The organism is Methanofollis aquaemaris (genome assembly GCF_017357525.1).
Lineage (GTDB): Archaea > Halobacteriota > Methanomicrobia > Methanomicrobiales > Methanofollaceae > Methanofollis > Methanofollis aquaemaris.
In genome coordinates, this window is the sequence record NZ_CP036172.1 from 753,673 (window position 1) to 779,055 (window position 25,383).

Genomic DNA, 25,383 nt, shown 5'->3' on the forward strand with positions numbered 1-25,383 from the left:
AGGACGCCGCACCTCGCCGCCCCCCCCTCCTATCCCCACAGATGGGGGGGGGTCCGTGGGGTTGCTCCCTAGTGCGAGAGAGTAACTAAAATTTCTTCGTTTTTCTGTGGGGCGGCCTGTCTGATCGACGTGCCTCCCCCCATCTTCTGCTGGGGGACCAGGGGTGACCAATCCCCGTCATTCAGAGATCTTCACCAGCAACTCCTCGATATGATCGACCTTCCTCTCCATCACCTCGACCCGCCCGGCAACCGCCGTCATGTCCACTCCATTTTTCTCCGCCGTCAGGGCATCCAGGTAGCCCTCGACCCAGACCTTCACCCGTCCGGCGCAGAAGCAGAGGCCGAGATATCCATACACCAGAAGGAAGAGATAGAAGAGTCCTGGCCATGTGACCCCGGCGACGTGCGGATTCGCCAGCGAGACAAGAACGATGAGAATCAACCCCACCGTCACCGCCACCGTCGTCCAGGCAAGCCATCCCTCGTCTGATATCCTGTCAAGATCCATATCGACCCACCTCACTCCGAGACCTTCACCAGGATATCCTCAATATGTTCCAGTTGCTTCTCCATATGTTCGAGTTTCTCGTTCAGGACTGCCATCCTTGCGTTGGTCTCCCCTGCACCGGTCTTCTGCTCCACCAGGGCGTCAAGGTATCGCTCAAGCCATGCCTTCACCTTCACGACGATGATGGAGAGAACCATATAGGCCAGAATCAGCGGGATCAGCAGACGAGAAACAAATGCCAGGGGGATGATCAGGAAACTCAGGTCGAGAGCGAGAGTAGACGCCAGGACCAGAGAGACGATCATCAGCATCAACAACCCGATCACCAGCCAGGTCAGCCAGTGAAATTTACGTACTCTTGCACAGTGCATTTTTACTCCTCACGCAGGTTTTTGATCAGGTCCAGGTCCACAACCAGTGCAAAGGGGACGGCCCGATAATACCGTCTCATCAGGGGAGGGTCGTCGGTGACGCGCGCGGTCCCGACAGCCAGCCCCCGCTTCTCCAGTTGCTTGAGATAGATGGTGACGAGCGGGCGCGAGATCCCGAGTTCTTCCGAGATCTCCCGAGCATACTTCTCCTCCTCTGCAATCGCCCTGAGAATCCTGAGCCGCTGCTCGTTTCCCAAGAAGCCGAGCAGGTCAGAGAGCTCTTTGAGGGCGGTGGTCGAGGACATCAACAGGTGTAAATTTAATTTTACATAAAATAAAATTTACGTTCAAATATATTACATAAATTGATCTCTCAAGAATTATCCGCCGCACCAGATATCGTCCGGGCGGCCCACTCCCCCCTCTCAATACACATCCAGATCGCAGATGAGATAACCACAAACTTCCGATGTCATGTGGATCAAAAATCCAGGCACCGAAAGAGAGGGTCTCGATTTGATCATGAAGTATACGCACTCAGGACGGATGATGCGGGGGCCAAGATATTAATATCAGATCACTGATTAACCGCCCATGGCCGGTATATCACGACCCCTCGGGGTCACTATCGTGGGCTTGTTGTATCTTTTTCTTGGGATAATCGGACTGCTTGCCGGGATCACCGTGTTCGTGGCGGGGACCGCTCTTGAAGTGTCCGGAGCAGGCGCTTTTGCAGGGGGCATTGTCATTCTTGTCGCGCTTATCAACCTTGCAATAGGGATTGGATGTTTCAAAGGCTGGGGATGGGTATGGACCGTCGCTGTTCTCTTTGCATTCATCAATATCCTGATAGCCTTCTATAACTGGTGGGTGGCGGGCCACAGCATGGCAGGACTCACCGCAACGCTGGTGAGCATCATCATCCCGTTGATCATCCTCTGGTATCTCTACAGAGACAACGTGAAGGCCTTCTTCGGGAAGACCTGACTCTCTTACTTTTTCCTTCATTCCCGGGCCGGGCACAGATCCGACCAGATACAGCCATATTCAACTCTGTTTCGGGAACAGAGACCTCAATTCCGGACCGGAGCGCGGCCGGATCCCTACCCCTCCAGAATAAAGCCGGTTCGTAAAACGCATAGAGCAGAAGGGGATTATATGTGCCCTCTGGTGGCCCACATGAGTGGAGGAGACATCATGGGGCCCCATCCCACCCGGAACAGCAAGTGTGGACCGGGGAGTACCTCCGGAAATCACCGCGATTGGAAAGGAGAATGTGGCTTTTTCGTCCTCTTCAAAGCCCATATGGACAAGATGTCCAACCTCGCCCCGGGGAATAGAAGAAAATCAGGGGAAAGGATCAAAGTGGGGGGGGAAGATCGACTCAAGTTCAGGTATAATACTCCCTGGGAAGACCATATTCATCGCATTCCCTCTCTGACAGGGATGACGAAAATGTCGCTTCAGGATCCTCCCCCCGCACCCATTTCAGGTCTTCAAGCCCCTGAACGACCATCGTCACAATCGCTTTTTTGAGATATTCCTCAAGAGACATGTTCCCGCTCTCAACCGCGGACGCATAGTACCGGTCTACCAACTCAAACTCACGGTCAGAAAAATCGATCTCAAGTACAGGCATGCACGCGAATATACTTCAAAACATTATAACCGATCCGATATGAATCAGAAGAGAGACCTGGCCATCGTCCAGGAAAATACCCTGCATCGAGTTGAAGAAGTGGGGGGTGGAGAGTTCTGATGAAACGGCTCTGTTGCATTCCTCTTCTGGCGTGACCATGAGGGGCTGCTCACACCCTTGCCCCTCCGTGATGGACCGGCAGAGGATGGGAACCCCCTCTGAACGATTCCCCGCCCGCCTTCCCACCCTATCGCAATCACGGGGGTTCCGGGGGCAGAACCCCCGGCATCGATGTTTGGGAAGGCATGATGATCAGATGTGCCGCCCTCATCGCAGAATTTTCATCGCCCTCTCGCGCCGGCGGGAGGCTCCCAGACCCCCACGACGAAGATAGCCGAGGGGCGGCACGATGCTCGACTTCGATTCGCTCCTCGGTCGCAAGGAGGAGGATCAAGAATCGATCAAACTCTGATATGAAATTTTCATCCCGTATGCCTGAGCCCCGGGTTCATGCTCAATTCTACAGAGCCAGAAGCCGGATGAGTTCATCCAGAGAAAGGAGATACACACACGACACCAGATACATCATCCGGTCTTCATGCATTGAATCATTTTCAGAAGAAGTGCGAGGGGAGCGATTCGAACGCTCGAACACCTGCGTGACAAGGCCCTCAACCTTGCGCCTTTGACCTGGCTCGGCAACCCTCGCCCGAAAAAGCGGGTTGGAGAACTGATGTCCCCAATACCTGTATGCTTTTCTGAGACTTAATCGTATTCCCGCCAGGTGTGGCTGCACTTGGTGCAGCGGAAGAAGCGGACCTCGCTCTCATCAGCACTCCGCAGCTGGCGCAACCACCAGAAGGCGATCTTGTTTCCACACTCAGGGCACAGTACGTTGGTCGTCGGGAGAGTCTGCGCCGTCTCCTCATCGTCGACGATGGTGATCTCTTTCTCGGTGCGGATGGTCGTGATCTTCAGGTCGTCCTCCCTCTCAATTGCCTGAATATAACCGCACTTGCGGCACTTCATCTGACCACCCGATGACATCATCAGGCTGTTGCACTTCGGGCAGAATATCATCTATCCATTATTGGGAGGCATGCCTGATTAAGCCTTGGATATCTGACATTCACGAATGAGACCCGGAAAACTCAGGATTTTTACCCCCTTGAGAACGGTTAATTATAAGCGCAGGCAAATAGTGGGTGATGGAAGCACTCCTCCTCACCGCAGCCTTCGTCTCCTTTATCCTCTTCCTCATTCCGGGAAGACACAGGCCGTACGCCGGGATCGCAGGCTGGCTCTCGATGTCGCTCTTCCTCTTCGCCGAGGTTCCCCACTACCTCTCCATCAACAACTTCCTGTATCCCACCATGGCAGCCCTCTCGATTCCTTTCATGTACGTGACCACAAAGAGGCTGCTCGCCGGGGATACAAATGTTCAGTACCTCACCCGTGCCGCGGCGGTCGCCGTCCTTGTCTATCTCCCCTTCGCCTACACTCCCCTCGGCGACTGGCTGATCGGCGTCGTCACCGGAGAGGTAGGATGGCTTCTCAACCTCGTCGGCGTCCAGTTCTCGATGTATGACTGGAACATGTTTATCAGAAACGGACTACGTGTCGAGATCATCCTCGGATGCACCGGGATCCAGAGCGTCGCCATCATGCTCGGTGTGGCCGCCGCCGTCCCGACCGAACTGCGCCAGAAGATCCTCGCCGTCCTGGTAGTTGTCCCGACGATCTATATCCTCAACCTTGTCAGGAATGTCTTCGTGATCACCGCCTACACCGGGCAGTGGTTCCCGTACTTCCCCGAGATCGCCAGCAACGGGGAGTATGGCTACGAGAGTTTCTTCTGGGCCCACAACGTCCTCTGCGAACTCGGGGCCCTCGTCGCTCTGGTGATCATCGCCTACGCCCTCTTCGCCCTCATACCAGACCTCGGCCGGATGGCCGGCGGACTGTATCAGGCCTACCGCGACGACCTCACGAGAGTGATCTCGAGAGATAGATGATCCGCTGGATCGCCGAGAGGTTGGTGCAGAAGGCAATAACCAGGACCGAAATCCAGGCATACCCAAGCGACGCCCCGACGATGAGGACGATAAGGGTCTCGGGCCTGCCGAAGAACCCGACCCCCTCAAGAGGGTCGTGGATCTTCCCGCCGACCCGGTCGGAGAACCCGACCTCGGCATAGACCACCGGTTTGATGAAGGTATTGATCATCGAACCGAAGATCGCAATGGCGACGACCGCAAAATCAGCCTCAGGCGGGAGAGGAAAGAACCTGGAGAGGATCGCCATACCCGAAAGCCCGACGCCAAGGATGGCCAGGGCATCGACGTACTTGTCGAAGACCCAATCGATCACCGCGCCGAAATCGGTCTGGCACCCCTTCTTCCTGGCGACCGTCCCATCCACCAGATCGAGGATAGCCGAGACGAGCAGCAGAAGACTTCCCACCAGGAAGGAACTCATTGCATAGGCGACCATGCAGAAGACTCCAAATAGCAGGGAGAGATAGGAGATCTGATTGGGGCTGAAGCCGGCTCTTATAAATATGTCGGCGATAGGTTCGAGTTTAGAGATGAGACGCGGCCTCAGCGCCGTAATATTCATATCAATATTAAGGTCTGCTCAAAGCCATAAGGGTTGCTTCGATACCGGCACCACGGACCCGACCCTCTTTTAAATCTCAGACGTAATATAGAGACAGAGATGACAGCGATACCGACGCGACCGCATGTGCTGATGATGTCTGAGATCACGGTGGACGGCAAACTCACCCTGAAAAGGGGGGCGTCCAGCAAGATTCTCATGCAGCACATGGCCCCAGAAACCGAGGTGCTCCTCCACCAGACCCGCGCCGAATGCGGCGCCATCATGGTCGGGTCCAGGACCATTGCCATCGATAACTCCTACCTGACCGTCCGCCTTGTCGAGGGCAAAAGCCCGCTCAGGGTCATCCCCTCCAGCATGGCCGCCATATCCCCTGACGCCAACGTGCTCAACAGCGACGCACCCACCCTCGTCGCCGTCTCGAGGGCGGCACCTGAAGAGCGGGTCGCCGCGATCCGGGCGAAAGGCGCCGATGTCGTCGTCTGCGGGAAGGAACATGTCGACCTCCCTGCTCTCATGCAGGTGCTCAGGGAAGATTACGGCGTTGAGAAGATGATGATCGAGGGCGGCCCGACCCTCAACTGGCATATGTTGAGACATGGCCTTGTCGACGATATCCGACTCATCCACCTCCCCTTCATCGTGGGCGGCGAGGACACGCCCTCCCTGGTCGGAGGGATGCATATCGAGTCAGAGGACGAGATGATCCGCCTCGATCTCAAGAAGTATTATATGTGCGGGACCAATCTGGTAACCGAATACACGGTCCAGTATGGGAATAATGAATGAAATTTCTCAGGGAAGAACTTGAACGCGTGCAAAAAAGGCGGAGACAGAAGAAATGGCTCGTCACAGGAGGGGCCACTCTCTTCGCCGCCATAGTCTCCGTCGTCATCATTTCTTTTGTCCTGATGCCCACGGTAACCGGGGAGGAGGTCGCCGTGATCAGGGTGGAGGGCGAACTCCTCACCGGCGACTTCTCTGGCGGAGGGTACGTGGGCAGCGAGGCCATCGGGAAAGAACTCAGAGAGGCCGCCGACGATCCCTTTGTGGAGGCAGTGGTGTTGCGGATCAACAGTCCTGGAGGCAGTCCTGCCGCCGCCCAGGAGGTGATCCGGGATCTGGAGTACACCCGGACGAAAAAACCGGTCGTCACCTCGATGGGAGACATGGCCGCCTCCGCGGCGTACCTCATCGCCGCGCACACCGACCGGATCTACCTCTCCCCCGACACCGTCACCGGGAGCATCGGGGTGATCTGGCTCTTCCCTGACGAGAGCAAGTGGATGGAAGAAGAGGGCAGGCAGGTCGAGGTGGTGAAGTCGGGGGAGCAGAAAGATATGACCTCACCGTTCCGCCCCCTCACCGATAAAGAGCGGGCATATGCCCAGAAGATGGTGGATGAGAGTTTCGAGACCTTCATCGCCGACATCATGGAGGAACGCCCAGTGAAACGCGCCGATGTCGAGACGGCCAGGGTGATCAGGGGTGAAGAGGCTCTCTCCATCGGGCTCGCCGATGAGGAGGGGAACCTCTTCGATGCCATCGACGGGGCAAAGGCCCTCGCAACCACCTAGTGGCAATTCAAGAACAAAAAGTCGCCAACACGATGCAATTGAACGAGATCTCTCTCTATCCTCGCGTGAAGAGAATGTCGAGAACAACACCATCCTCTTCATGATCTCCTCTCTGCCTTCCCGGCCCAATCGCAATCTCAGGGGTCCGGGGGCAGCGCCCCCGGCGCGAGCGTGGGGGAAGGCACGTCGAACCGAAGGGCCGCCCCACAGAAAAACGAAGAAATTTATGTCACTCTCTCGCGCCGGGGGGAGACCCCCCGGAACCCCCCATCGCGAGGATAGGGACGGGTCGGCAACGAAGCGGTGATCCCGCTCGCTGCCCCGCCATGAAGAGCGTGATCCGAGGCCCCAAGGTCGGACCATTTGAGTGATGAACCGCCACTAGATCATCGCGTGCGGGTCGGCCTTCATGAACTCCCGGCATACCGTGGTGGCATAGTGCCCGGGTGGGAGGGCGAAGGCGAGGCTGACGTCCTGCCCGGCGACCTCTGCCTTTATCTCAGTCCTGACAGCGATGGGCCTGAGTGTTCCCCGGTAGCGCAGCCCGACAAAATCGGACGCCCGCCCGAAGTCTTCCGCGGTGACCCCGTCCTCCTCAAGGAGGGCGGTCATCCGCTCGTCGTCTTTCCCGATGGTCTCTCTTGGTTCTGAACCCGGCATGAAGAACGCGACCGCACACCGTCCCCTCTTCATATGGACCGAGACGATCCGTTTATTCTTCTCGGTCACCGTGTCCTCACGCCCGTTCGCAAAGAGAAGCCGTTCGCCAGGGAGAGGATCGTCAAGATTGGTCCCATCGGCAAGGCGCATCGAGAGCACCCTGTTGAAGAGCCAGGACTGGTAGGCCGAGACGAACATCGAGAGGAGCTTTGGCGGCAGGTTCTTGAGGGCCGCGGCATAGTCACCTGGTGCTCCGGCAAGCCCGGAGAGCACGGCCCGCTCAAAGCCGAGGTGGTGAGGAAGGGCGGCGATCGCCGGGCCGGGATCCCCGGTCTCAAGAAATGTCCGTCTCGTCTCCTGCACGTCGGGCGACTCATCAGGGAAGGCGAGGCCGACATAGGTATCGACGGCGGCCTGGTAGTCGCCGCGCAGGATCTCGCGGCCCACCAGGTGGGTGACCGGCCTGACCACCCCAAAACGCTGGAGCCCAAAGTAGTTGGGGAGACCGGTGGCGGCGGCGGCGGTGCAGGCCTCTACAGTGGCCTGGAGTGCCGGGCCGGTGCAACCCCTCACCATGATCGAGAAGCGGTTGCCGGCAAGCCCGCCCAGGGCAAGTTGGTGCTGGCTCCGGCCGACCGGTTGGAGTTCGATCTCCTTGAGGTGCACTCTCGCGACCGCCTCCTCGTCCACGTCATATATGGAGATATACTGGGTGGTGACCGCGTTCTTGTCCTTGGTCCCGGCCCAGGCGATCCGTCGGTGGGAGATCCCCATTGCCGAGGCGATGGACTTCATCGCATGCTGGTGTTCCCAGTTCCGTTTGGTGAGCCGGCAGATGAGGTACGAGCCCTCATCCGCAGGTTCAGCGAGCGGAACTTCCTCGACCTGGAAGTCCTCGGGAACAGCGCGCAGCACCCCGCCAACACCCGGAGTGTCGGTGACGTACCATGCCATTCCCAGGTCGACCTCCAGGGGGTAGGGTGTCCGCATCATAGGAGCGTGAGGTTTCCGGTGATCTGGTCGAGGATCTCGCTCTTCGCCGGGCCGAGGCCCAGGGCAGTGATCGTCCCCGGTGGGATCTCGGTCATCCCGGCATCCTGGATGAGTGAGGTCGAGATCCCGGCGAGTTCGGCGGCGGCCTTCAGTTCATAGAGGGCGCGCTCCCCCGATACCTTGAGCACGACCTTCTTCTGTCCCTCGGAGAGCCATGCCTTCTTCGTCTCTTTCCCGGCATGCTCATAGGCCATGACGGCTGCATGGGCGACCTGGGCACACTTCTTGCCACAGCTCATCTTGACATCAGTCCTGATGACCAGACACTGCTTCCACTTGAACACGGGCTCTTTGGACATCCACACCCTGTTGGCGCGGAGGGGCAATAAGCCATGGGCATCGGGACATTCATGTAGGGGAAAGGGAGAGATAACCTCCACATGTATGACGTAGCGGTGGTCGGGGCCGGGCCTTCAGGCTCGGCGGCGGCACGGGCGTGCGCGGAGGCCGGGCTCTCGGTCCTCTGCATTGAGGAACACGCCGCACCCGGGTTCCCGGTTCAGTGTGCGGGCCTTCTCTCGTGCCGGGCATTTTCCGGGTGCGAGGTCTCCGACCGCTCGGTCCTCAACACAGTTCAAGGAGCGCGGGTCGTCTCCGACCTCGGTGCTGAGGTCTTTTTCGACGCACAGGAGACCAAGGCCTATGTCGTCGACCGTGCCATTCTGGATGAGGAGATGGCCATGGATGCCGCATCTGCGGGGGCCGTGTTCTGGCCGAAGACCTCGGTCGTCGGGCGCGAGGAGGGGCGACTGGTCACCCGCGGCGCCTCAGGTCGCCGGGACGTCGGGGTGAAGATGGTCATCGCCGCCGACGGGCCGCGCAGCAGCATGGCGCGGATGCTCGGCCTTGCCCGCGCACCGGTCTACCTCTCCGGGGTCCAGGCCGATATCCCCCTTGATCTCGACACCAGGTATGTGGAAGTCCACCCGAACGCCGCCCCACAGTTTTTCGCCTGGGTGATCCCGACCGGTGAGGGGCGGGCGCGAGTCGGGCTCTGCGGGACCGGAGGGGTGCGCGAGGCCTTCACACGCTTTGCAAGCCGGTATCCCACAGGCTGTACCCACCTGGTTACCGGGACCATCCCGCTCGGCACGATGCCGCGGACCTACGGGCAGCGGACCCTCTTTGTCGGGGACGCCGCCGGGATGGCAAAGCCCACCTCAGGAGGCGGGGTCTATACGGGGGTGCGCGCCGCGCGGCACGCCGCCGGGGTTGCGGCCTCCTGCTGCGAGGCCGACGATTTCTCGGACCGCACCCTCGCCGCATACGAGCGGCGGTGGCAGGCCGATTTCGGCCAGGAACTCTCCCTCGGGATGCGCCTCTTCAGGCTGAGACAGGAACTCTCTACCGAGAAGATGGACGTCCTCATCAGAACCCTCTCCGACCCCGGCGTCACCGACCTTATCGTGGAGCACGGTGACATGGACCGACCCGGCGATCTTGTCCGTAGACTTATGATAAAACCAAAAGTCCTGCTCGGGCTTGTAACCGTCGCCGGACCTGCAGTACGCGTACTTTTGAAAGAAAATATAGTACAAGTGAACAAGTAACACTTATATCCAATTAGGTGACACCCTTAACCGATAGACATGCATATACCTGATGTGTTCATCCCACTCTGGCAGAGTGCGATCTACTGGGTGATTGCCCTTGTATTCATCGCGCTTGCACTGCGCTGGGCACGAAATGAACTGGACGACGAGAAAGTCCCCCTCATCGCCGTCCTGGCTGCCGGGATCTTTGCCATTCAGGCCTTCAACCTCCCGGTCGGCATGGGCACGACCGGCCACCTGGTCGGTGGCGCCCTCGCGGCTATTGTCCTCGGCTCGCCCTATGCGGCGGTTTTCGTCCTCACCCTCGTCCTCCTGGTCCAGGCCGTCGTCTTCGGCGACGGCGGGATCACCACGATGGGCGCGAACATCATTAACATGGGCGTCATCGGTGGGTTCGTCGGCTTCTACACCTACCAGGGCGTCCTCAAGGCCGCAAAGAACCCCTACCTCTCCGCAGCGATCGCTGCGTGGCTTGCCTGTCTCATCCCGGCCCTCGCGGCCTCGGTCGAGATGTTCATCGCCGGCACATTCCCGCTTGTCGAGGGCATGATCGCCATGGGCACTTACCATGCCGCCATCGGGGTCATCGAGGCAGTGATCACGGCCGGAGCCGTTTACCTCATCGCATCGGCGCGTCCTGAACTGATGGACACCTCTACGGGGGCGACGGCCTGATGGAGACCAATCAGTTCGTGGCGATCGGACTTGTCGTGGCCATCCTCATCGGGGTCACGGCCGTCTTCTTCGCTGCAGGCGACCCTGACGGCCTGGAGAGTACAGCCATCGTCGTACAGGGCGAGAAGGATCTCTTTGGCCCCACCCCTGAGGACGCCGACGCCGAAGCTGTCGGCCACGAGGGCGGTTTCGAGTACGAAGCCCCGATGCCAGACTACTCGATGGGAGAGGAAGGCGGAAAGATGGGTGAAGTGATCGCCGTCGTAGTCGGCATCATCCTCGCGCTCTTAATCGTCTTCGGTGTTGGCAAGGCGGTCACCGCCTCAAAACACTGAACATTTATCCTTTTTTGGAGAAACTCTGTACTGATGCATATCATCGAGACCCGGGATCTCACCTTTGCCTACCCGAACCGTCCCCCCGCCCTCGACGGTGTGAACTTCACCGCGGGCCGGAAAGAGAGAGTTGCGGTGATCGGGGCGAACGGTGCCGGGAAGAGCACACTTTTCAAACACCTGAACGGGATCCTGATGCCATCTTCGGGCGAGGTGCTCGTTCACGGAGAGGCCGTCACGAAACGAAACCTGCGCGAGGTGCGCAAGGCTGTCGGGCTTGTCTTCCAGAACCCCGACGACCAGGTCTTCTCACCGACCGTCGAACAGGACATCGCCTTCGGGCCGGCCAACCTCGGTCTTGATGAGGAGACGATCGCCCATCGGGTGGAGAGTGCCATCAAGCTCATGGCCCTCGAAGACCTGCGCGACCGTCCGCCCCACCACCTCTCAGGGGGGGAGAAGAAGAAGGTGGCCATCGCCGGGATCCTCGCGATGGAACCTCAGGTGCTCGTCCTTGACGAACCGACTGCCGGACTCGATCCGCAGGGCGTCACCGACCTGATCAGATTTGTGAACACCCTTCCCGAACAATTCGGGATGACGGTGATCTTCTCCACCCACCACCTCGACCTCGTCCCTGAACTTGCCGACTCGGTCTATGTGATGGACCACGGCAGGGTGGTGGACCATGGACCGGTGCCCGCGATCTTCTCGCAACCAGACCTGCTCGAACAGACCCACCTCGACGTTCCGGTCCTCCAGCGGTTGATGAGCGACCTGCGCGATGCCGGGGTGCCGATCGATGAGGGCTACACCTATGAGGAGATCAGGGAGGCCTTCAAAGGGGCATACCGGGGCCGGCCATGATCGAGAAACTCTTTGATATCGAGGAGGTAGCCCAGGGCACCAGCCCGGTCCACCGGTGCGACGCACGGGTGAAACTCATCATCAGTTTTGCCGTGATCATCGCCGCCGTGGGTCTGCCGTATACCACGGCGGCCTACCTCCCGTCCGCCCTCTTCCTGGGGTTCTTTACGATTCTCTGGGCATTCGCACGTCTTTCTCCAACAATATACCTTAAACGTCTCCTTCTTATCCTGCCCTTCGGGTTCTTCCTCATCTTCTTCCAGATCTTCTTCACCAACCCGCACTATGTCGAGTTCCATCCTCTCGTCACCCTGCCCCTGGGGATTCAGATCTATGCCGAGTCGGTGGAATTCGCATCCATCCTGGGGGTGAAGTTCCTGGCCTGCATCTCTTTCATCATCCTCCTCTCATCGACGACGACAATGCAGGGGATGCTCGAAGGAGCGGGAAGGCTCGGTCTCCCGGCCGAGTTCACCCTCATCATCGGAATGATGATTCGCTATCTCTTCCTCTTCGCCAGGATGTACCTCCAGATCGGCGCGGCCCTCCAGACCAGGTGCTTCAATGCCTTCGACCGTTCCCTCCCCTATCGCTACCGCATGAAGATGCTCGCCTACACCATCGGGACAGTCTTTCTCCGCTCTTTCGAGCAGGGGGAGCGGACCTATACAAGCATGCTCTGCCGGGGGTACGGACGGGACTCACACCTCTTCATCACAAAAAAGCCGCTCAAAATTGGTGAGTGGGCCTTCCTCGCTGCGAGTCTTGTCGTCGTCCCGGCCATCGCACTCCTTGGCTGGTTCCTCTGAGAGACAATTCTTTTTTTCAGGGCTCTGTTGAATCCGGCATGAGGCGGGAGCACGCCTCAAGCATACCATAAGCATATCCCAAAACTCCCTGAGGCTTGAACATCGCCTTGAACTGGAGTCTTTCCTTACAGATGTTCTGAACCCTATCCTCCATCGGGGGGCTGGCAGCCCCCCGGACCCCCGCTGATGAAGATTGACAGGGGATCGCATCCCGTCTTCACGATTATCACTTTGCCTTCCCGCCCCAATCTTCATCCCGAGGGTCCTGGGGCAGAGCCCCCGGTGCGGTAGTGTGGGAAGGCATGAATGCATGGTTGCGCAACGAAGAGGAGAGGATCCCCCCACCACATCCATTGCTCTCTTCTGGGAGGGGGAGGTCTGGAGAGTTTTGGGATGACCTCCATATGAAAATTGTTCTGAGCAGCGCTTCGGAGTGTGGGAGGATCCTTGATCCCTCTCAATCGTCGCACCCCGGCGAGGCGCGAAAAGGAAGGCGAACGATCAGAGAGACACGACATCATGGAGAGAGTTTCAAGAGAGCCAGGGGAACCATACCTTTTTTCTCGGACGGCGGTGATCCCCTTCTCATGGAAAGCAGATTCGGTAGGGGATTTGTGATCCCGATCGTCGCACTCAGCAAACATTTTGCCCTCAAACCCGAGCAGGCCTTCCTGGGGGCGGCCGACCATCTCACCGAACGGTCCTCCCCGACCAGTTCAGAGGCACCAGGGTCGAAGACCTCGTCACCCAGCTCCGCAAGCAGGTGATCTGGCACCAGCCAGGGACCGCGGACACCGATGATGCCGAGGCGGTGAGGAGAACACTGGACCGGTTGCTTGTCGAGATCGACCGTGTTCTGGGGGTCGAAGACCCGCAGATCGGGGTCTATGATTAACGAACAAGAGTACCTTAATGAGGATATACAACCTATATATGAGATTGTGAATCCACGATCTTTTGCTTCCTTTATTATATCGGAGGTCATCGATGAAAGAATCGTATGATGCCTCTCATATCACCGTACTGAAGGGGCTCGAGCCGGTGCGCGAGCGCCCCGCCATGTACATCGGGAGCACCGACACGAGGGGGTTGCACCACCTTGTCTACGAGGTGGCGGACAATGCCATCGACGAGGCGCTCGCCGGGTACTGTGACCATGTGAGGGTCGTCCTCGGCGTCGATGGTTCGTGTTCCGTCGTGGACAATGGCCGGGGTATCCCGGTCGACAGGATGGAAGGCGGTAAGAGTGCCCTTGAAGTGGTGCTCACCGTCCTCCACGCAGGCGGCAAGTTCGACAAGAGCACCTACCAGGTCTCTGGGGGTCTTCACGGTGTCGGTGTTTCGGTGGTCAATGCCCTCTCGACCAGGTTGACGGCAACCGTCTATCGAGACGGAAAGGTTCATCAGATGGAGTTTTCCCGGGGCATCGTGACCCGGCGCCTCACCAGACGGGAGGAGAGCCTCGATGAGTTGAAGACCAGGTATGTCCAGGTCTACGGCACAGAAGGCGAATGGGAAGAGATCGGGGACGACAGGGATCGCTTCCTGGATGAGTTCGGCGGCCGACTCACCGGGACGAAGATCAGTTTCCTGCCCGACCCGGCGATCTTCGAGACCGTCACCTTCGACTTCGAAGTCCTCGCCCACCGGATGCGCGAACTCGCCTTCCTCAACTCAGGGATCACCATCTCGATCCATGATGAAAGAACCGGCGAAGAAGAACGCCACTGCTATGAAGGCGGGATCAGCGAGTTCATCCGACACCTCACCGCAAGCACCGAGAAAGTCCATGAAGAAATCGTCGCCTTCGATCGGAAAGACGAAAAGAACAAACTCGAGGTGGAGGTCGCCCTCCAGTATACCGCCACCTACAAAGAGCAGATCTTCACCTTCGTCAACTCGGTGAACACCAGAGAAGGAGGCACGCACCTCGAGGGCTTCAGGAGCGCGATCACCCGCGCGATCAACACCTCGGCAAAGAAGAACAACCTCATCAAGAACGGCGGGTCGGTGCGGGGCGAGGATGTCAGGGAAGGGCTTTGTGCCGTCATCTCCCTCAAGATCGCAAACCCCCAGTTCGAGGGACAGACCAAGATGCGCCTCGGCAACTCCAACGTGCGGGGTATCGTCGACTCCCTCGCCTACGCCTCACTCACCGAATACTTCGAGGAGAACCCGAAGGTGCTCCAGGCGATCGTCAACAAGGTGCTCCTTGCCGCGCGGGCACGCGAGGCCGCCCAGAGCGCCCGCGAACTGGCACGGCGCAAGAGCACCCTGGAGAGCACCGGCCTCCCCGGCAAACTCGCCGACTGCTCGGAACGCGACCCCGCAAAGAGCGAGGTCTACATCGTGGAGGGCGACTCTGCAGGTGGCTCGGCCAAACAGGGACGTGACCGCCGGTTCCAGGCCATCCTCCCACTTCGGGGCAAGATCCTCAACGTCGAGAAGGCCTCCCCCCACAAGATCCTGAAGAACGCCGAGATCCAGGCACTCATCTCCGCGATCGGCACCGGCGTTGGGGAACACTTCGACGCCGACAGGGCACGCTACCATCATATCGTCCTGATGACCGATGCAGATGTGGACGGAGCGCACATCAGAACCCTGCTCCTCACCTTCTTCTTCAGGTACATGCCCGAACTGATCGAACGGGGCTACGTCTACATCGCTCAGCCGCCGCTGTTCAGGGTGAGCAAGGGCAAAAAAGAGCGCTACACCTACAGCGAGGAGGACATGAAAGAGACCCTCGCCGAGATGGGTGAGAAGGGCGTGAGCGTCCAGCGGTACAAGGGTCTTGGTGAGATGAACGCCAACCAGCTCTGGGAGACCACGATGGCCCCCGAGCACCGGGTGCTCAAGCAGGTGTTGATCGAGGATGCCAGTTATGCGAACGAGATCTTTGAGAGACTGATGGGCGACGACGTCGAGCCGCGGCGCGAATTTATCTGGAGACATGCACAGGAGGTAAAGAACCTTGACATCTGAGACGGCCGAGGGGCGGCGGGTGATCCCGGTCACCGTCGAGAACGAGATGAAGTCCTCGTACATCGACTACGCGATGAGCGTCATCATCGGCCGGGCCATACCTGACATCAGAGACGGCCTCAAGCCGGTCCACCGCCGCATCCTGTACGGGATGTGGGAGATGGGCAACACCCACGACAAACCCACCAAGAAGAGCGCGAGCATCGTCGGTCATGTGATGGGCAAGTACCACCCGCACGGCGACGCCGCGATCTATGACACCATGGTGAAGATGGCGCAGCCCTTCTCATATCGGTACATGCCGGTCGAGGGACAGGGCAACTTCGGGTCCATCGACGGCGACTCGGCTGCGGCGATGCGGTACACAGAGGCTCGGCTCACTCCTCTCGCCGAGGGGATGCTCGACGACATCGATAAGGAGACCGTGGACTTCACCCCCAACTTCGACGAGTCGACCAAAGAACCGACCGTCCTCCCAGGAAAGATGCCAAATCTCCTTCTCAACGGTTCATCGGGAATCGCCGTCGGGATGGCGACAAATATGCCGCCGCACAACCTCAGAGAGGTCTGCGACGCCCTCTATACCTATATTGACGACCCCGGCGTCACGGTCGATGAACTGATGCACAAGATCCCGGCCCCCGACTTCCCGGGCGGCGGGGTGATCATGGGCACGGCCGGGGTCCGGTCGGCCTATCTGACCGGACGGGGCAAGTGCGTCGTCAGGGGAGTCGCGGAGATCGAGGAAGAGGGGAAACATCCCAGGATCATCATCACCGAAATTCCCTTCCAGGTGAACAAGGCGAACCTCGTCGAGCAGATCGCAAACCTGGTCAAGGACAAGCGGATCGAGGGGATCACCGATATCCGCGACGAGTCCGACAAGGACGGGATCAGGGTCGTCATCGACCTCAGGCGCGACGCCATGCCCCAGGTGGTCCTGAACCAACTCTACAAGCACACACCCCTGGAGAGCACCTTCGGGATCAACAACCTGGCCATCGTCAATGGGCGGCCGATGGTGCTCGGTCTCCCGGCACTGCTCGGCCACTTCCTTGACCACCGCGTCGAAGTGGTCCGCCGGCGGACTGAGTTCGACCTGCGCAAGGCCCAGGAACGGGTTCATGTCCTCAACGGACTGGCCCTTGCCCTCCAGAGCATCGACGATGTGGTCGCGGCCATCAGGGCATCGAAGAGTGCCGAGGATGCCCGCGAGGCCCTGATCACCAGGTTCGGTCTCGACGAGATCCAGGCGAACGCCATCCTCCAGATGCAACTCCGCCGCCTCGCGGCCCTTGAGCAGCAGAAGGTGCTCGATGAGCGCGAGGCCCTCGGCAAGGAGATCAGACGGTTACAGGAGATCCTCTCCGACCGGACCCATATCCTTGAAGAGATCAAGAAAGAAGTTGCCGCGATCAGGGAAGAGTTCGGCGACGAGCGCCGGACGCAGATCTCGGTGGCCGAAGGCGAGATCTCCAAGGCCGATCTCATCGAGGACAAACCGGCCCTGGTCTCCCTCACCGCCACCAACTACATCAAACGTCTTCCGCTGGAGACGTATCGTCAGCAGCGCCGGGGCGGACGGGGTGTCATCGGGATGACCACCAAAGAAGACGACGTGGTCACCGATGTCTTCGTGGCCGCCACCCACGACTATCTCCTCTGCTTCACCAACCTGGGCCGGCTCTACTGGATGCGGGTCTGGGACATCCCTGAGGCGGTCCGCACCGGGAAAGGGAAGGCGATCGTCAACCTTCTCAACCTGAGCGGGGAGGAGCGGGTCACCACCATCATCCCGACGCGGGACTTTGAACCGGGGCGGTTCCTCTTCTTTGCAACAAAAGGAGGTATGGCCGTAAAGATCCCACTCGAAGAGTTCTCCAGACCACGGCCGAGTGGGATCCTCGCGATCAAACTGAAAGAGGGCGACGAACTGGTGGACGTGAAGATCACCGACGGGAAGCAGGATGTGTTCCTGACGACCCGGAAGGGTCAGAGTCTCAGGTTCAATGAGGACGAGATCAGATCCCTCCACCGCAACAGTCAGGGCGTAATCGGGATCAGACTGCGGCCAGAAGACTGTCTTGTCTCTCTTGCTCTGGTGGAGAAGGATTATCTTCTCACCGTCACCGGGAAAGGGGCCGGCAAACTGATCGTGTTCGATGAGTTCATGGGCCACCACCGCGGCACGATGGGTGCCAGAAATATCAGACCCATCTATGGAGACAAGGTCGTGGCAGCCAGGGCGGTCTCGGCAGATGACGAGATCATCCTGATGAGCACCTCGGGGATCGCGATGCGGACCAGGGTCTCCGAGATCTCGATCCAGAAACGGGACACCCGCGGGGTGCGGGTGATGAAGATGGGCGAGGGCGATCAGCTTGTCGGATTCGCCATCGTCCAGATCGAGGAAGAGAACTGAGAGGTCGATCTTCGGGAGCCAGGCCATACAGGGTCGGCTCCCTCCTTTTTTTTGTTGCTTATCGTCACCGGCGGAGGTTCGACCGGTCGAAGAGATGCGAAAACACTCCCCGGATACTCTGCTCTGCCATACTCCACCAATCCCCATCGCGGGGGATGGGGTGCAGTACAGATCCGTGAGTCTGTACACTGTACCGTCTCCCGTCTGGGGGAGACCCCCGACCTCTCCACACCACAAAGATAGACAGGGGACGGGAACACCCCCTGAACGATCACTCCACGCCGATCAGACAGGCCGCCCCACAGAAGAACAAGAAATTTCACCCTGATCTCTCTCGCCGGGGGAGATCCCCCGGACCCCCTCCGGCAGAGGTATGCTTTTCTATCAGGCGACCGATGCTCACACATGGTGCATCAGGAACGGATCACGGTGACCACCAGGGGCGAAGGCGACATCGTCGACCTCACTCCGGCGGTGCACCGATGTGTGGAGGCAAGCGGGACGGAGAGCGGGGTCTGCACCCTCTTTGTCGTCGGTTCGACGGCGGCGATCTCGACGATCGAGTACGAGGATGGGGTGCTCGACGACCTGAGGGGCGCCCTCGAGCGGGTCGCTCCTTCAGATATCATCTATGCTCACGACCAGCGGTGGGGCGACGGGAACGGACGATCACATGTGCGTGCCTCGTTCGTCGGTCCTTCGCTCACCCTGCCGGTGGAGAACGGGTCGCCGGTGCTCGGCACCTGGCAACAGGTCGTCCTCCTTGAACTTGATATCAGGCAGCGCCGTGAAAGAACGGTTGTCTGTACGGTGCTGCCTTAAAAAATGGATCTCAGATTAAGCACGGAAAAATATTTTCCGTGAAATCCTGTTCAGTCAAGCGGAACCGTTTCAAGCTGTGAGACCAGTTCCCAGATCCGGGTGCGGGCGTGAACCGGCATGTTCGGATCATTCGAAACCTCATCGATGGTCGAGATGGCCTCAGCCGCACGCAGACCAATGCTCTTTTGATCGTTCATGAGAAGAGACTTGGTTTCATCAGCAACCCTGCGGATGTTACGAGGGATAGTGTTGTCTTCAGAAATATGCTGAAGCATCTGAATACACACATTTATTGTTTCCTCTGGAGTGGCCATTGACAATCACCCTTTATTACTATATACCCCAGGTTCTTATATACATTGATTTATCAGACCACCGGTGGCAGAGATGACAGAGAGAAAACCAGAGGATATCATGGCGGAATACCTCCTGAAAGGAGGCAAAATGCTCGCTAAAGAGTGCAAGGCCTGCGGATCTCCGATGTTCGAGTACAAAGGCGAGACACTCTGCGTCGTCTGCGCAGAGAGGACGGTACGGCAGGAGCGCGAGCCGCCCGCACCGATGCCCGCCGCACCTGCCGCACCACCCGCCAGGGCAGGCACCGCCGAGGCCGGGATCGAAGCGGCGGTCACCGCCCTCTGCACGCGGGTCGAAGGAGAGAACGACGAGCGCCGGTGCCTCACCCTGATGCAGGCGGTGCTTGCCGGCGCTGAAGCCCTCAAGATCCTCCGTCACTCATAAGGCCGACTGGATACATCCCTGATCCCTTCGGCCCTCTTCTTCCCGATCCCTTTCACCTGGCTCAGGTCGTCGACCCCGGCGTCGATGACCGCCTGCACCGAACCGAAGTGTTCGAGGAGGGCGCGCGCGTGTTTCAGCCCGACCTCAGGGAAAGACGCGACCACATATTCCTGCTCTTCTTTTGCGGTCCGGTACGATTTTTTCGGCTGGACCGACCGTTCGGTCCGCTCGCTCCCCTCTCTTCTGGCGATGACAGCGAGCATCTCCGCAGTCTCGTCGGCGTCTCTGGTGAAGAGGACCGAGATGCCGAGGTCGATGGTGATCGCGGCGAGCGCCCCTCTGATGGCGTTGGGGTGGATGTCTCTTGCCGCATAGAGATCACCCTCCCCCTCGACGATCAGGACCGGGCGGGTGGCCGCCGATGCCAGGGCCCGCACCTGCCCCAGGAGGTCACGCTCGACAAGAGTGTCGGCAAAGTCCCGGACGGTCTTACGCTCCACCAGGACACGGTCGCCGACGGCATAGTCCCCGACCTCAAGGCGGGTGAGCGTCACCCGGAGCCCCAGGTCGGAGAGCACCTCGGCGACCCTCGACGAGGTCTCGCGGTCGTCGACGGTGATCGCCGGTCCCTCCTGTTCCGCAGCGGGGGCGGGGGCGGCGGCAAAGGCGCCGATGCTCGTCTGCCCGGCAACCGACAACCTGGGCGAGACCTGACCGCCGTTGTTCCCGAGTTTTTTGATCCCCTTGAGCATCTGGCGCTCGCGGTTGAGACTCACGTACTTGTAGACCTCGTCCGAGGTGCCCTTTGTGGTGAGCACGACAATCCGGCCCGCCTCATTCCGGCCGGTCCGTCCCTTTCTCTGGATGCTCCGGATCTCTGAAGGGACAGCCTCATAGAAGACGACCAGGTCGGTGGACGGGACGTCCAGGCCCTCCTCCCCGACCGAGGTGGCGACGATCGCCGGGAACTCGCCCTCCCGGAAACGTCTCAACACCTCGATCTGCTGCTTCTGGGTGAGCCCCTTCTCCGCGTCTCTGGTCGCCTGCCCGACAAAGCGCTCGGCATGGACCCCGGCCGCTTTCAGGGCCTCGACCAGATGGCCGACCGTGTCCCTGAAACTGGCAAAGATGATGGTCCGGCTTTCGGGATGCTCGCGCACCTCTTCGAGGACGAGATCGATGGTCAGCCCGACCTTGGGGTGGAGTTCGGTCTCCCACCCGGCGGCGCGAGCGCAGAGCCGCCGGAAGACCGGGTCTCCAGCAAGCCGCTTGCTCGCCTTCGTCCCCGAACCCGACCGCCCCTCGGAGAAGAGTTTCTCCAGGTAGGTCCGCAGGGCCGTACTCCCCTGCGACTCGGCGAGGGAGACGGCGTGTCTCACCTTCATGATCTCGGCGTACACCGAAGCCGCCATAAACCCCGCGGGGTCGTGCTGCGCGATCCTCGCCTGGACCTGGGCGTTGAGAGCATTGAGCGCCTTCATCGAGAGTTTCTCGCGTGCAGGCACCCTGAACCCCGCCTCCCCCAGGGCGTTGAGGCGCGAGTCCAGGAGACGGTTGAGGTCGCCGACGGCCTCCGCGAGTTCGTCGGGAAGGTCGACCGAGAGATAGTCCACGTCGCGCTCGTGGATGTACGGGCGGACATCGTCATCATGCTCGGTCCGCGCCTCCACCTGCACGACGCCGAGGTTTGCCATCACTTCCTCCACCTTCCCGTGGTCCCCGCCCGGCGAGGCGGTCATCGCAAGGAGAAGAGGTTTCCCGGCTGTCGTCAGGTACCGGCGCGTCAGAAAGACATACGCGTAGTTTCCGACCGCCCGGTGACACTCGTCCACCACCAGGAGGGTGACCTCCCCCAGGTCGTAGCGTCCGGCGATGAGATCGTTTTTCACCACCTGCGGGGTGGCAAAGACCGCCTGCGCACATTCCCAGATCGCCTTCCGTTCATCGGGTGCGGTATCCCCGGTAAAGAGAGCACAGGCTCCCTCAGGGAGGTTGAGCCGTTCGGAGAAGAAACGGAGGTGCTGCTCGACGAGCGGTTTGGTCGGGGCGAGCACCAGGAGCCTGCCCCCTTCCTGATACAGCCTGGAAGCCGCGGTGATCAGGGCGACGGCGGTCTTGCCAAGTCCCGTGGGCAGGACCACCATCGTGCTGGCGTCGAGGGCCTGGAGGGCGATGGCGAGTTGGTATCGCCGCTCTTCCAGACACTCGGGCCTGATGAGGGGGTGGCTGATGTACTTCATTCTTTCTTCAAGTCGGCGAAGATGGTGCGGCCCCTGATCAGAGAGAGCAGGGTTGGAACCAGATCCTCGGTCCTGACCCGCACCTGTTCCATGGAGTCGCGGTCACGGAGGGTGACCGTGCCCGCGTCCTTTGTCTCGGTATCGACGGTCACCGCAAAGGGCGTCCCGACCTCGTCCTGGCGGCGGTATCGGCGGCCGATCGCGCCGTTGTCGTCGTAGTCGGCGAGAACACCGGCGTCCTGGAGGTCGGCGGTGATCTCTCGTGCAATGACGTCGAGGCCGTCCTTGTTCACCAGCGGGAAGACCGCCACCTGGACCGGGGCGATGCAGGGGGCGAGGCGGAGCACCTTGCGCACCTCGCCGTCGATCTCTTCCTCGTCATAGGCATGTTCGAGGACCGAGTAGATCATCCGGTCAATCCCGTACGAGGGTTCGATGACATGGGGCATCACCTCGGCGCCCCGCACCTCGACCTCCTCCTCGCTGACCGTGTAGAGGTCGCCGGGCACAAAGATCGTCTCGCCGTCGACGACCACCTCGGCACCGTCAGGACCGGGCATCGCCTCGGCCAGGGCGGCGGCGATCTTCGCGGCCTTGCCGCGATACTTGGGGCCGAGCACACCCATGTTGGAGACGATCCGCTTTCTCGTCTCCCTGCGCGCCTCAGCGAAAGGCACAAAGACGGTCATGGAGTCACCGCTCTCGGCCGCATGGGCCCTGAGGTCGTAGTCGGTGCGGTCGGCGATCCCGACGATCTCGACCCAGCCGAAACGCCCGGAGTACACCTCGGCGTCCCAGCAGTCGATGGCATAATGCGCCCGCTCGTCAGGGAGGTGCTGCCTGAAGCGTGTCCGCTTCGGGTCGACCCCGATGGCGACCATGAGTTCGTGGGTGAGGGCGAGATAGTAGGCGATATACTCGTTGGCAATGATCCCCTCATCCACCGCCTGGCGCATCGTCTTTGTGATCGCCTCGGTATTGTTCTGCTGCTGCTCGATCCCCCAGAGGTCGACGGGGTAGTCGGCGTAGCGCGAGAAGGCCGGATGAGTCTTCTCCTGGGGGTTGACGAAGATCTCGGCCTCGGCCTGGGTGAACTCGCGCAGGCGAATCATACCCTGGCGCGGGGAGATCTCGTTCCGGTACGACTTGCCGATCTGGACGGCGCCGAAGGGGAGTTTCTGCCGGTAGAAGCGCGAGAGCCTGGAGAAGTCGGTGAAGATCCCCTGAGCGGTCTCAGGTCTGAGGTAGCCCTTCCGCTGCGAACCAGGGCCGATGGTTGTCTGGAACATCAGGTTGAAGTCGAAGACCTCGGTCTGTCCGAAGGTCTCGCCGCAGGAGGGACACGCGGCGTCGGTGATGGCGGCCGCCAGTTCTTCTCTTGAGAGGACCGCGCCGTTTTCGATCCCGCACGCCTCGGCAAGGTGGTCTGCCCTGAAATATTCGTTGCAGTGGGGGCACTGGCACATCTTGTCGGCAAATCCCTTCACATGTCCAGAGGCGAGATATATTGACTCGGTCCCGACGGTCGGGCACTCAATTTCATAGTAACCCTCTCTGATGACGTAATAACGTCTCCAGATATTTTCGATCCGCCGCTTCATCATGGCACCGAGGGGGCCATAATCGATGAAGCCTGCAACAGCGCCATAGAGCTCTGCCGAGGGCCAGACAAAGCCGCGCCGCTTTGCGAGTTCTATGACTTTATCGTAGATGTCACTCACTGCGATCAGTCCTGGTGTATTATTTTGGCCATGGGATTATATAGTCCCACTTTCCCTGCCACAGATGGGGCGGCGTGCAGAGGGAGAGGGGCGGCATGCATGGGATCGTTGTCGCAGAACCGCGCAGAGGACCACGCCCAACCCGACGCGCTCACAAGACATTTACAGGGGAAAAGTCCGGATCTCACCTCATCGGATGTCGGAATGATCCTGCGCACACCAGTGGAAAAATCTGAAAATATATGGCAATATAATAAGAGTATCTTTTTTTAAGCAGTGCCCTTTTTACCCCATACATCTAAAATATTCCAATATCTCCGATTGAATCCCTCTGGTCCTGCCGGGGATTAATTAAAAATTTTTAAATATGATCAGACGTATTCTATTTCAGACCTAGTGTGGTATTGCCATGCCAGCAGAAAAGAGAAAAAAGGAACTCCTTGCACTCTTCCAGGACCTCACCAGCAAGACGGAGATCGTCGAGCCGATGAAAAAGATCCATGGGAGTCTCAGGGACCGTGATGCGGTGGGGCGTGAGATCGCTCTCATCATGCGCGAGATCCTTGACCGGGGTTTCTTCCAGACCAAGCTCTCCCCCCGCCAGCTGGCGACGCTCGTCATTGCCTTCAACGAAGACAAGAATGACACCGAGATCGCCCGCGAGCTTGGAAACGAAAAACTGGCGAAGACTGTTGCCAGGGCACGGGTCAGGATCAAACTCTTCCGTGAGTCTGACTTTGACATGCCCTTCGAGCGTACGCTCCTCACCGATCTGGTCGATTCAGGGAAGACGATGAACGACATTTCCCAGATTCTGGGGATCAGTTCCTCGTCCCTGCGCGAGTACCGGCATGTGATCGCCATGGACGAGGACGCAACTCTCGATCCCTACCTGGAAAGGATCAAAGACGTGATTGAGGACCGCGACCTTTCAGAGCAGATGACCAGTGGTGTCGCTAACGACGGGCTTTCCGAGGCGATCGACGCGACTGAAGCCGAGATGGTCGACGTAACGTAACGACCTGCCAGGCGGCCCTTCAGTACCACCTTTTTTACTCCAGGACACAGATCTGCGTGTATGAAGATCCAGTGGCTTGGACATGCATGTTTTCTGCTTGAAGGGAGCAGGACCATTCTGATCGATCCGTTCGTTCCTTCAGGCGAGATCCCGACCGACCCGGATATCGTGGCCGTCACCCATGGCCACGGCGATCATCTCGGGGCGGCGGCGAGTGTCGGAAAACTGACGGTAGCGGTGAACGAGATCGCAAAGTACCTCGCTGCACAGGGCATCCCGACCGAAGAGATCAATATCGGGGGGACAGTCGAGGTGGACGGCGTCTCGTTCACGATGACGCCGGCGCTCCACTCTTCATGGCTTGAGGAGGCGGGCAACGGGTATTATGGCGGTGTTGCAGCGGGGTTCGTCATCAGGATGGACGGCGTCACCGTCTACCACGCAGGCGACACCGGCCTCTTCTCAGACATGAAGTTGATCCGGGAACTCTACCGCCCCGACGTCGCCCTCCTCCCGGTCGGCGGGCGGTACACGATGGGGCCCAGGGAGGCGATGATGGCGGCCGAGTTCGTGGGGGCGAAGATTGTCATCCCGATGCACTACAACACCTGGCCGCCGATTGCCCAGGATCTTTCAGGCTTCAAGACGGCGATCGAACGGACGACCGACATGAACGTGGTGCTTCTTGCGCCTGGCGAGAGTCTTGAGATGTAAAATAGGGCTCTGTTGAATCAGGCATGAACCCCTGGCTCAAGCATACGGGATG

General features: G+C 59.6%; 28 protein-coding genes and 1 tRNA gene. 17 read left to right on the plus strand and 12 right to left on the minus strand.

Translation table 11 applies throughout. From position 1 onward, the window contains the following. Positions 1-177: 177 nt before the first annotated feature. From RJ40_RS03550 to RJ40_RS03560, 3 genes are read right to left on the minus strand one after another with little or no spacing between them, the layout of a single operon-like run. Positions 178-510: a hypothetical protein gene (locus tag RJ40_RS03550; protein ID WP_265581982.1), complete on the minus strand. Its 333-nt coding sequence runs from the start codon at positions 508-510 to the stop codon at positions 178-180. Between the two features lie 11 nt (positions 511-521). Beyond that, positions 522-881: a hypothetical protein gene (locus RJ40_RS03555; protein ID WP_265581983.1), complete on the minus strand. Its 360-nt coding sequence runs from the start codon at positions 879-881 to the stop codon at positions 522-524. A gap of 2 nt (positions 882-883) precedes the next feature. Continuing rightward, the gene (locus RJ40_RS03560) at positions 884-1,186 is read right to left on the minus strand and encodes an ArsR/SmtB family transcription factor (RefSeq protein ID WP_265581984.1); all 303 of its coding nucleotides are present in this window, start codon (positions 1,184-1,186) and stop codon (positions 884-886) included. A gap of 289 nt (positions 1,187-1,475) precedes the next feature. Between RJ40_RS03560 and RJ40_RS03565 the strand changes: the two genes are divergently transcribed. Continuing rightward, complete coding sequence (locus RJ40_RS03565; RefSeq protein ID WP_265581985.1) at positions 1,476-1,868, plus strand: hypothetical protein; 393 nt, start codon at positions 1,476-1,478, stop codon at positions 1,866-1,868. A 403-nt stretch (positions 1,869-2,271) separates the two neighbouring features. Here RJ40_RS03565 and RJ40_RS03570 read toward each other — a convergent pair whose 3' ends face one another. The 3 genes from RJ40_RS03570 to RJ40_RS03580 all read right to left on the minus strand — a co-directional run bounded on the left by RJ40_RS03570 (position 2,272) and on the right by RJ40_RS03580 (position 3,600). Next, complete coding sequence (locus RJ40_RS03570; RefSeq protein ID WP_265581986.1) at positions 2,272-2,520, minus strand: hypothetical protein; 249 nt, start codon at positions 2,518-2,520, stop codon at positions 2,272-2,274. Positions 2,521-3,144: 624 nt separating this feature from the next. Beyond that, positions 3,145-3,229, minus strand: a tRNA-Leu gene (locus tag RJ40_RS03575). Positions 3,230-3,285: 56 nt separating this feature from the next. Next, positions 3,286-3,600, minus strand: coding sequence for a transcription factor S (locus RJ40_RS03580; protein WP_265581987.1), 315 nt, complete (start codon positions 3,598-3,600; stop codon positions 3,286-3,288). 128 nt (positions 3,601-3,728) lie between these two features. Between RJ40_RS03580 and artA the strand changes: the two genes are divergently transcribed. Continuing rightward, complete coding sequence (gene artA, locus RJ40_RS03585) at positions 3,729-4,535, plus strand: archaeosortase A (RefSeq protein WP_265581988.1); 807 nt, start codon at positions 3,729-3,731, stop codon at positions 4,533-4,535. Here the strand turns inward: artA and RJ40_RS03590 are convergent. Then, positions 4,507-5,139, minus strand: coding sequence for a CDP-alcohol phosphatidyltransferase family protein (locus tag RJ40_RS03590; RefSeq protein WP_265581989.1), 633 nt, complete (start codon positions 5,137-5,139; stop codon positions 4,507-4,509). The two genes, artA and RJ40_RS03590, sit on opposite strands and share 29 nt — an antisense overlap. 99 nt (positions 5,140-5,238) lie before the next feature. Here RJ40_RS03590 and RJ40_RS03595 point away from each other — a divergent pair, with 99 nt between their 5' ends. After that, positions 5,239-5,928: a dihydrofolate reductase family protein gene (locus tag RJ40_RS03595; RefSeq protein WP_265581990.1), complete on the plus strand. Its 690-nt coding sequence runs from the start codon at positions 5,239-5,241 to the stop codon at positions 5,926-5,928. Next, positions 5,925-6,716, plus strand: coding sequence for a signal peptide peptidase SppA (gene sppA, locus RJ40_RS03600; protein WP_265581991.1), 792 nt, complete (start codon positions 5,925-5,927; stop codon positions 6,714-6,716). The genes RJ40_RS03595 and sppA overlap by 4 nt, the downstream gene beginning before the upstream one ends. A 381-nt stretch (positions 6,717-7,097) precedes the next feature. On the opposite strand, the gene truD is transcribed toward sppA, so the two are convergent. Both truD and pth2 read right to left on the minus strand, forming a co-directional pair. Continuing rightward, positions 7,098-8,369: a tRNA pseudouridine(13) synthase TruD gene (gene truD, locus RJ40_RS03605; RefSeq protein ID WP_265581992.1), complete on the minus strand. Its 1,272-nt coding sequence runs from the start codon at positions 8,367-8,369 to the stop codon at positions 7,098-7,100. Then, positions 8,366-8,728 (minus strand): peptidyl-tRNA hydrolase Pth2, encoded by a 363-nt coding sequence (gene pth2 / locus RJ40_RS03610; protein WP_265581993.1) that lies wholly within the window; start codon positions 8,726-8,728, stop codon positions 8,366-8,368. The genes truD and pth2 overlap by 4 nt, the downstream gene beginning before the upstream one ends. A gap of 81 nt (positions 8,729-8,809) precedes the next feature. Here pth2 and RJ40_RS03615 point away from each other — a divergent pair, with 81 nt between their 5' ends. From RJ40_RS03615 to RJ40_RS03655, 10 genes are all read left to right on the plus strand, one after another. After that, positions 8,810-9,979, plus strand: coding sequence for a geranylgeranyl reductase family protein (locus tag RJ40_RS03615; RefSeq protein WP_265581994.1), 1,170 nt, complete (start codon positions 8,810-8,812; stop codon positions 9,977-9,979). Between the two features lie 39 nt (positions 9,980-10,018). Then, positions 10,019-10,657, plus strand: coding sequence for a cobalt transporter CbiM (gene cbiM / locus RJ40_RS03620; RefSeq protein ID WP_265581995.1), 639 nt, complete (start codon positions 10,019-10,021; stop codon positions 10,655-10,657). Continuing rightward, positions 10,657-10,992, plus strand: coding sequence for a PDGLE domain-containing protein (locus RJ40_RS03625; protein ID WP_322743892.1), 336 nt, complete (start codon positions 10,657-10,659; stop codon positions 10,990-10,992). Before cbiM ends, RJ40_RS03625 begins: the two co-directional genes overlap by 1 nt. Before the next feature lie 33 nt (positions 10,993-11,025). Next, positions 11,026-11,859, plus strand: coding sequence for an ATP-binding cassette domain-containing protein (locus RJ40_RS03630; protein ID WP_265581996.1), 834 nt, complete (start codon positions 11,026-11,028; stop codon positions 11,857-11,859). Further along, the gene (gene cbiQ, locus RJ40_RS03635; protein ID WP_265581997.1) at positions 11,856-12,668 is read left to right on the plus strand and encodes a cobalt ECF transporter T component CbiQ; all 813 of its coding nucleotides are present in this window, start codon (positions 11,856-11,858) and stop codon (positions 12,666-12,668) included. Before RJ40_RS03630 ends, cbiQ begins: the two co-directional genes overlap by 4 nt. Before the next feature lie 587 nt (positions 12,669-13,255). Beyond that, entirely contained in the window at positions 13,256-13,435 is a 180-nt protein-coding gene (locus RJ40_RS12990) for a hypothetical protein (RefSeq protein WP_322743893.1), read from the plus strand. Then, positions 13,432-13,563, plus strand: coding sequence for a hypothetical protein (locus tag RJ40_RS12995; RefSeq protein WP_322743894.1), 132 nt, complete (start codon positions 13,432-13,434; stop codon positions 13,561-13,563). The genes RJ40_RS12990 and RJ40_RS12995 overlap by 4 nt, the downstream gene beginning before the upstream one ends. A gap of 92 nt (positions 13,564-13,655) precedes the next feature. Next, complete coding sequence (locus tag RJ40_RS03645) at positions 13,656-15,653, plus strand: DNA topoisomerase subunit B (RefSeq protein WP_265581998.1); 1,998 nt, start codon at positions 13,656-13,658, stop codon at positions 15,651-15,653. Beyond that, a complete protein-coding gene (gyrA, locus tag RJ40_RS03650; RefSeq protein WP_265581999.1) occupies positions 15,643-18,075 on the plus strand; it encodes a DNA gyrase subunit A in 2,433 nt (810 codons plus the stop codon). Before RJ40_RS03645 ends, gyrA begins: the two co-directional genes overlap by 11 nt. 405 nt (positions 18,076-18,480) lie before the next feature. Continuing rightward, positions 18,481-18,897 carry a secondary thiamine-phosphate synthase enzyme YjbQ gene (locus RJ40_RS03655; RefSeq protein WP_265582000.1) on the plus strand — a complete coding sequence of 139 codons (417 nt, stop codon included), beginning with the start codon at positions 18,481-18,483 and terminating at the stop codon, positions 18,895-18,897. A 50-nt stretch (positions 18,898-18,947) separates the two neighbouring features. On the opposite strand, the gene RJ40_RS03660 is transcribed toward RJ40_RS03655, so the two are convergent. After that, positions 18,948-19,211 carry a UPF0147 family protein gene (locus tag RJ40_RS03660; RefSeq protein WP_265582001.1) on the minus strand — a complete coding sequence of 88 codons (264 nt, stop codon included), beginning with the start codon at positions 19,209-19,211 and terminating at the stop codon, positions 18,948-18,950. 100 nt (positions 19,212-19,311) lie between these two features. On the opposite strand from RJ40_RS03660, the gene RJ40_RS03665 reads away from it, so the two are divergent. Next, positions 19,312-19,638: an Sjogren's syndrome/scleroderma autoantigen 1 family protein gene (locus RJ40_RS03665; protein ID WP_265582002.1), complete on the plus strand. Its 327-nt coding sequence runs from the start codon at positions 19,312-19,314 to the stop codon at positions 19,636-19,638. On the opposite strand, the gene RJ40_RS03670 is transcribed toward RJ40_RS03665, so the two are convergent. Together RJ40_RS03670 and glyS are read right to left on the minus strand one after the other, a co-directional pair. After that, positions 19,629-21,878, minus strand: coding sequence for a DEAD/DEAH box helicase (locus RJ40_RS03670; protein WP_265582003.1), 2,250 nt, complete (start codon positions 21,876-21,878; stop codon positions 19,629-19,631). The genes RJ40_RS03665 and RJ40_RS03670 overlap by 10 nt on opposite strands. Continuing rightward, on the minus strand, positions 21,875-23,599 hold the full coding sequence (gene glyS / locus RJ40_RS03675) for a glycine--tRNA ligase (protein ID WP_265582004.1): 1,725 nt from the start codon (positions 23,597-23,599) through the stop codon (positions 21,875-21,877). The genes RJ40_RS03670 and glyS overlap by 4 nt, the downstream gene beginning before the upstream one ends. 409 nt (positions 23,600-24,008) lie before the next feature. On the opposite strand from glyS, the gene RJ40_RS03680 reads away from it, so the two are divergent. Both RJ40_RS03680 and RJ40_RS03685 read left to right on the plus strand, forming a co-directional pair. Continuing rightward, positions 24,009-24,617 carry a response regulator receiver protein gene (locus tag RJ40_RS03680; protein ID WP_265582005.1) on the plus strand — a complete coding sequence of 203 codons (609 nt, stop codon included), beginning with the start codon at positions 24,009-24,011 and terminating at the stop codon, positions 24,615-24,617. A gap of 60 nt (positions 24,618-24,677) precedes the next feature. Further along, complete coding sequence (locus RJ40_RS03685) at positions 24,678-25,331, plus strand: metal-dependent hydrolase (RefSeq protein WP_265582006.1); 654 nt, start codon at positions 24,678-24,680, stop codon at positions 25,329-25,331. Positions 25,332-25,383 lie beyond the last annotated feature (52 nt).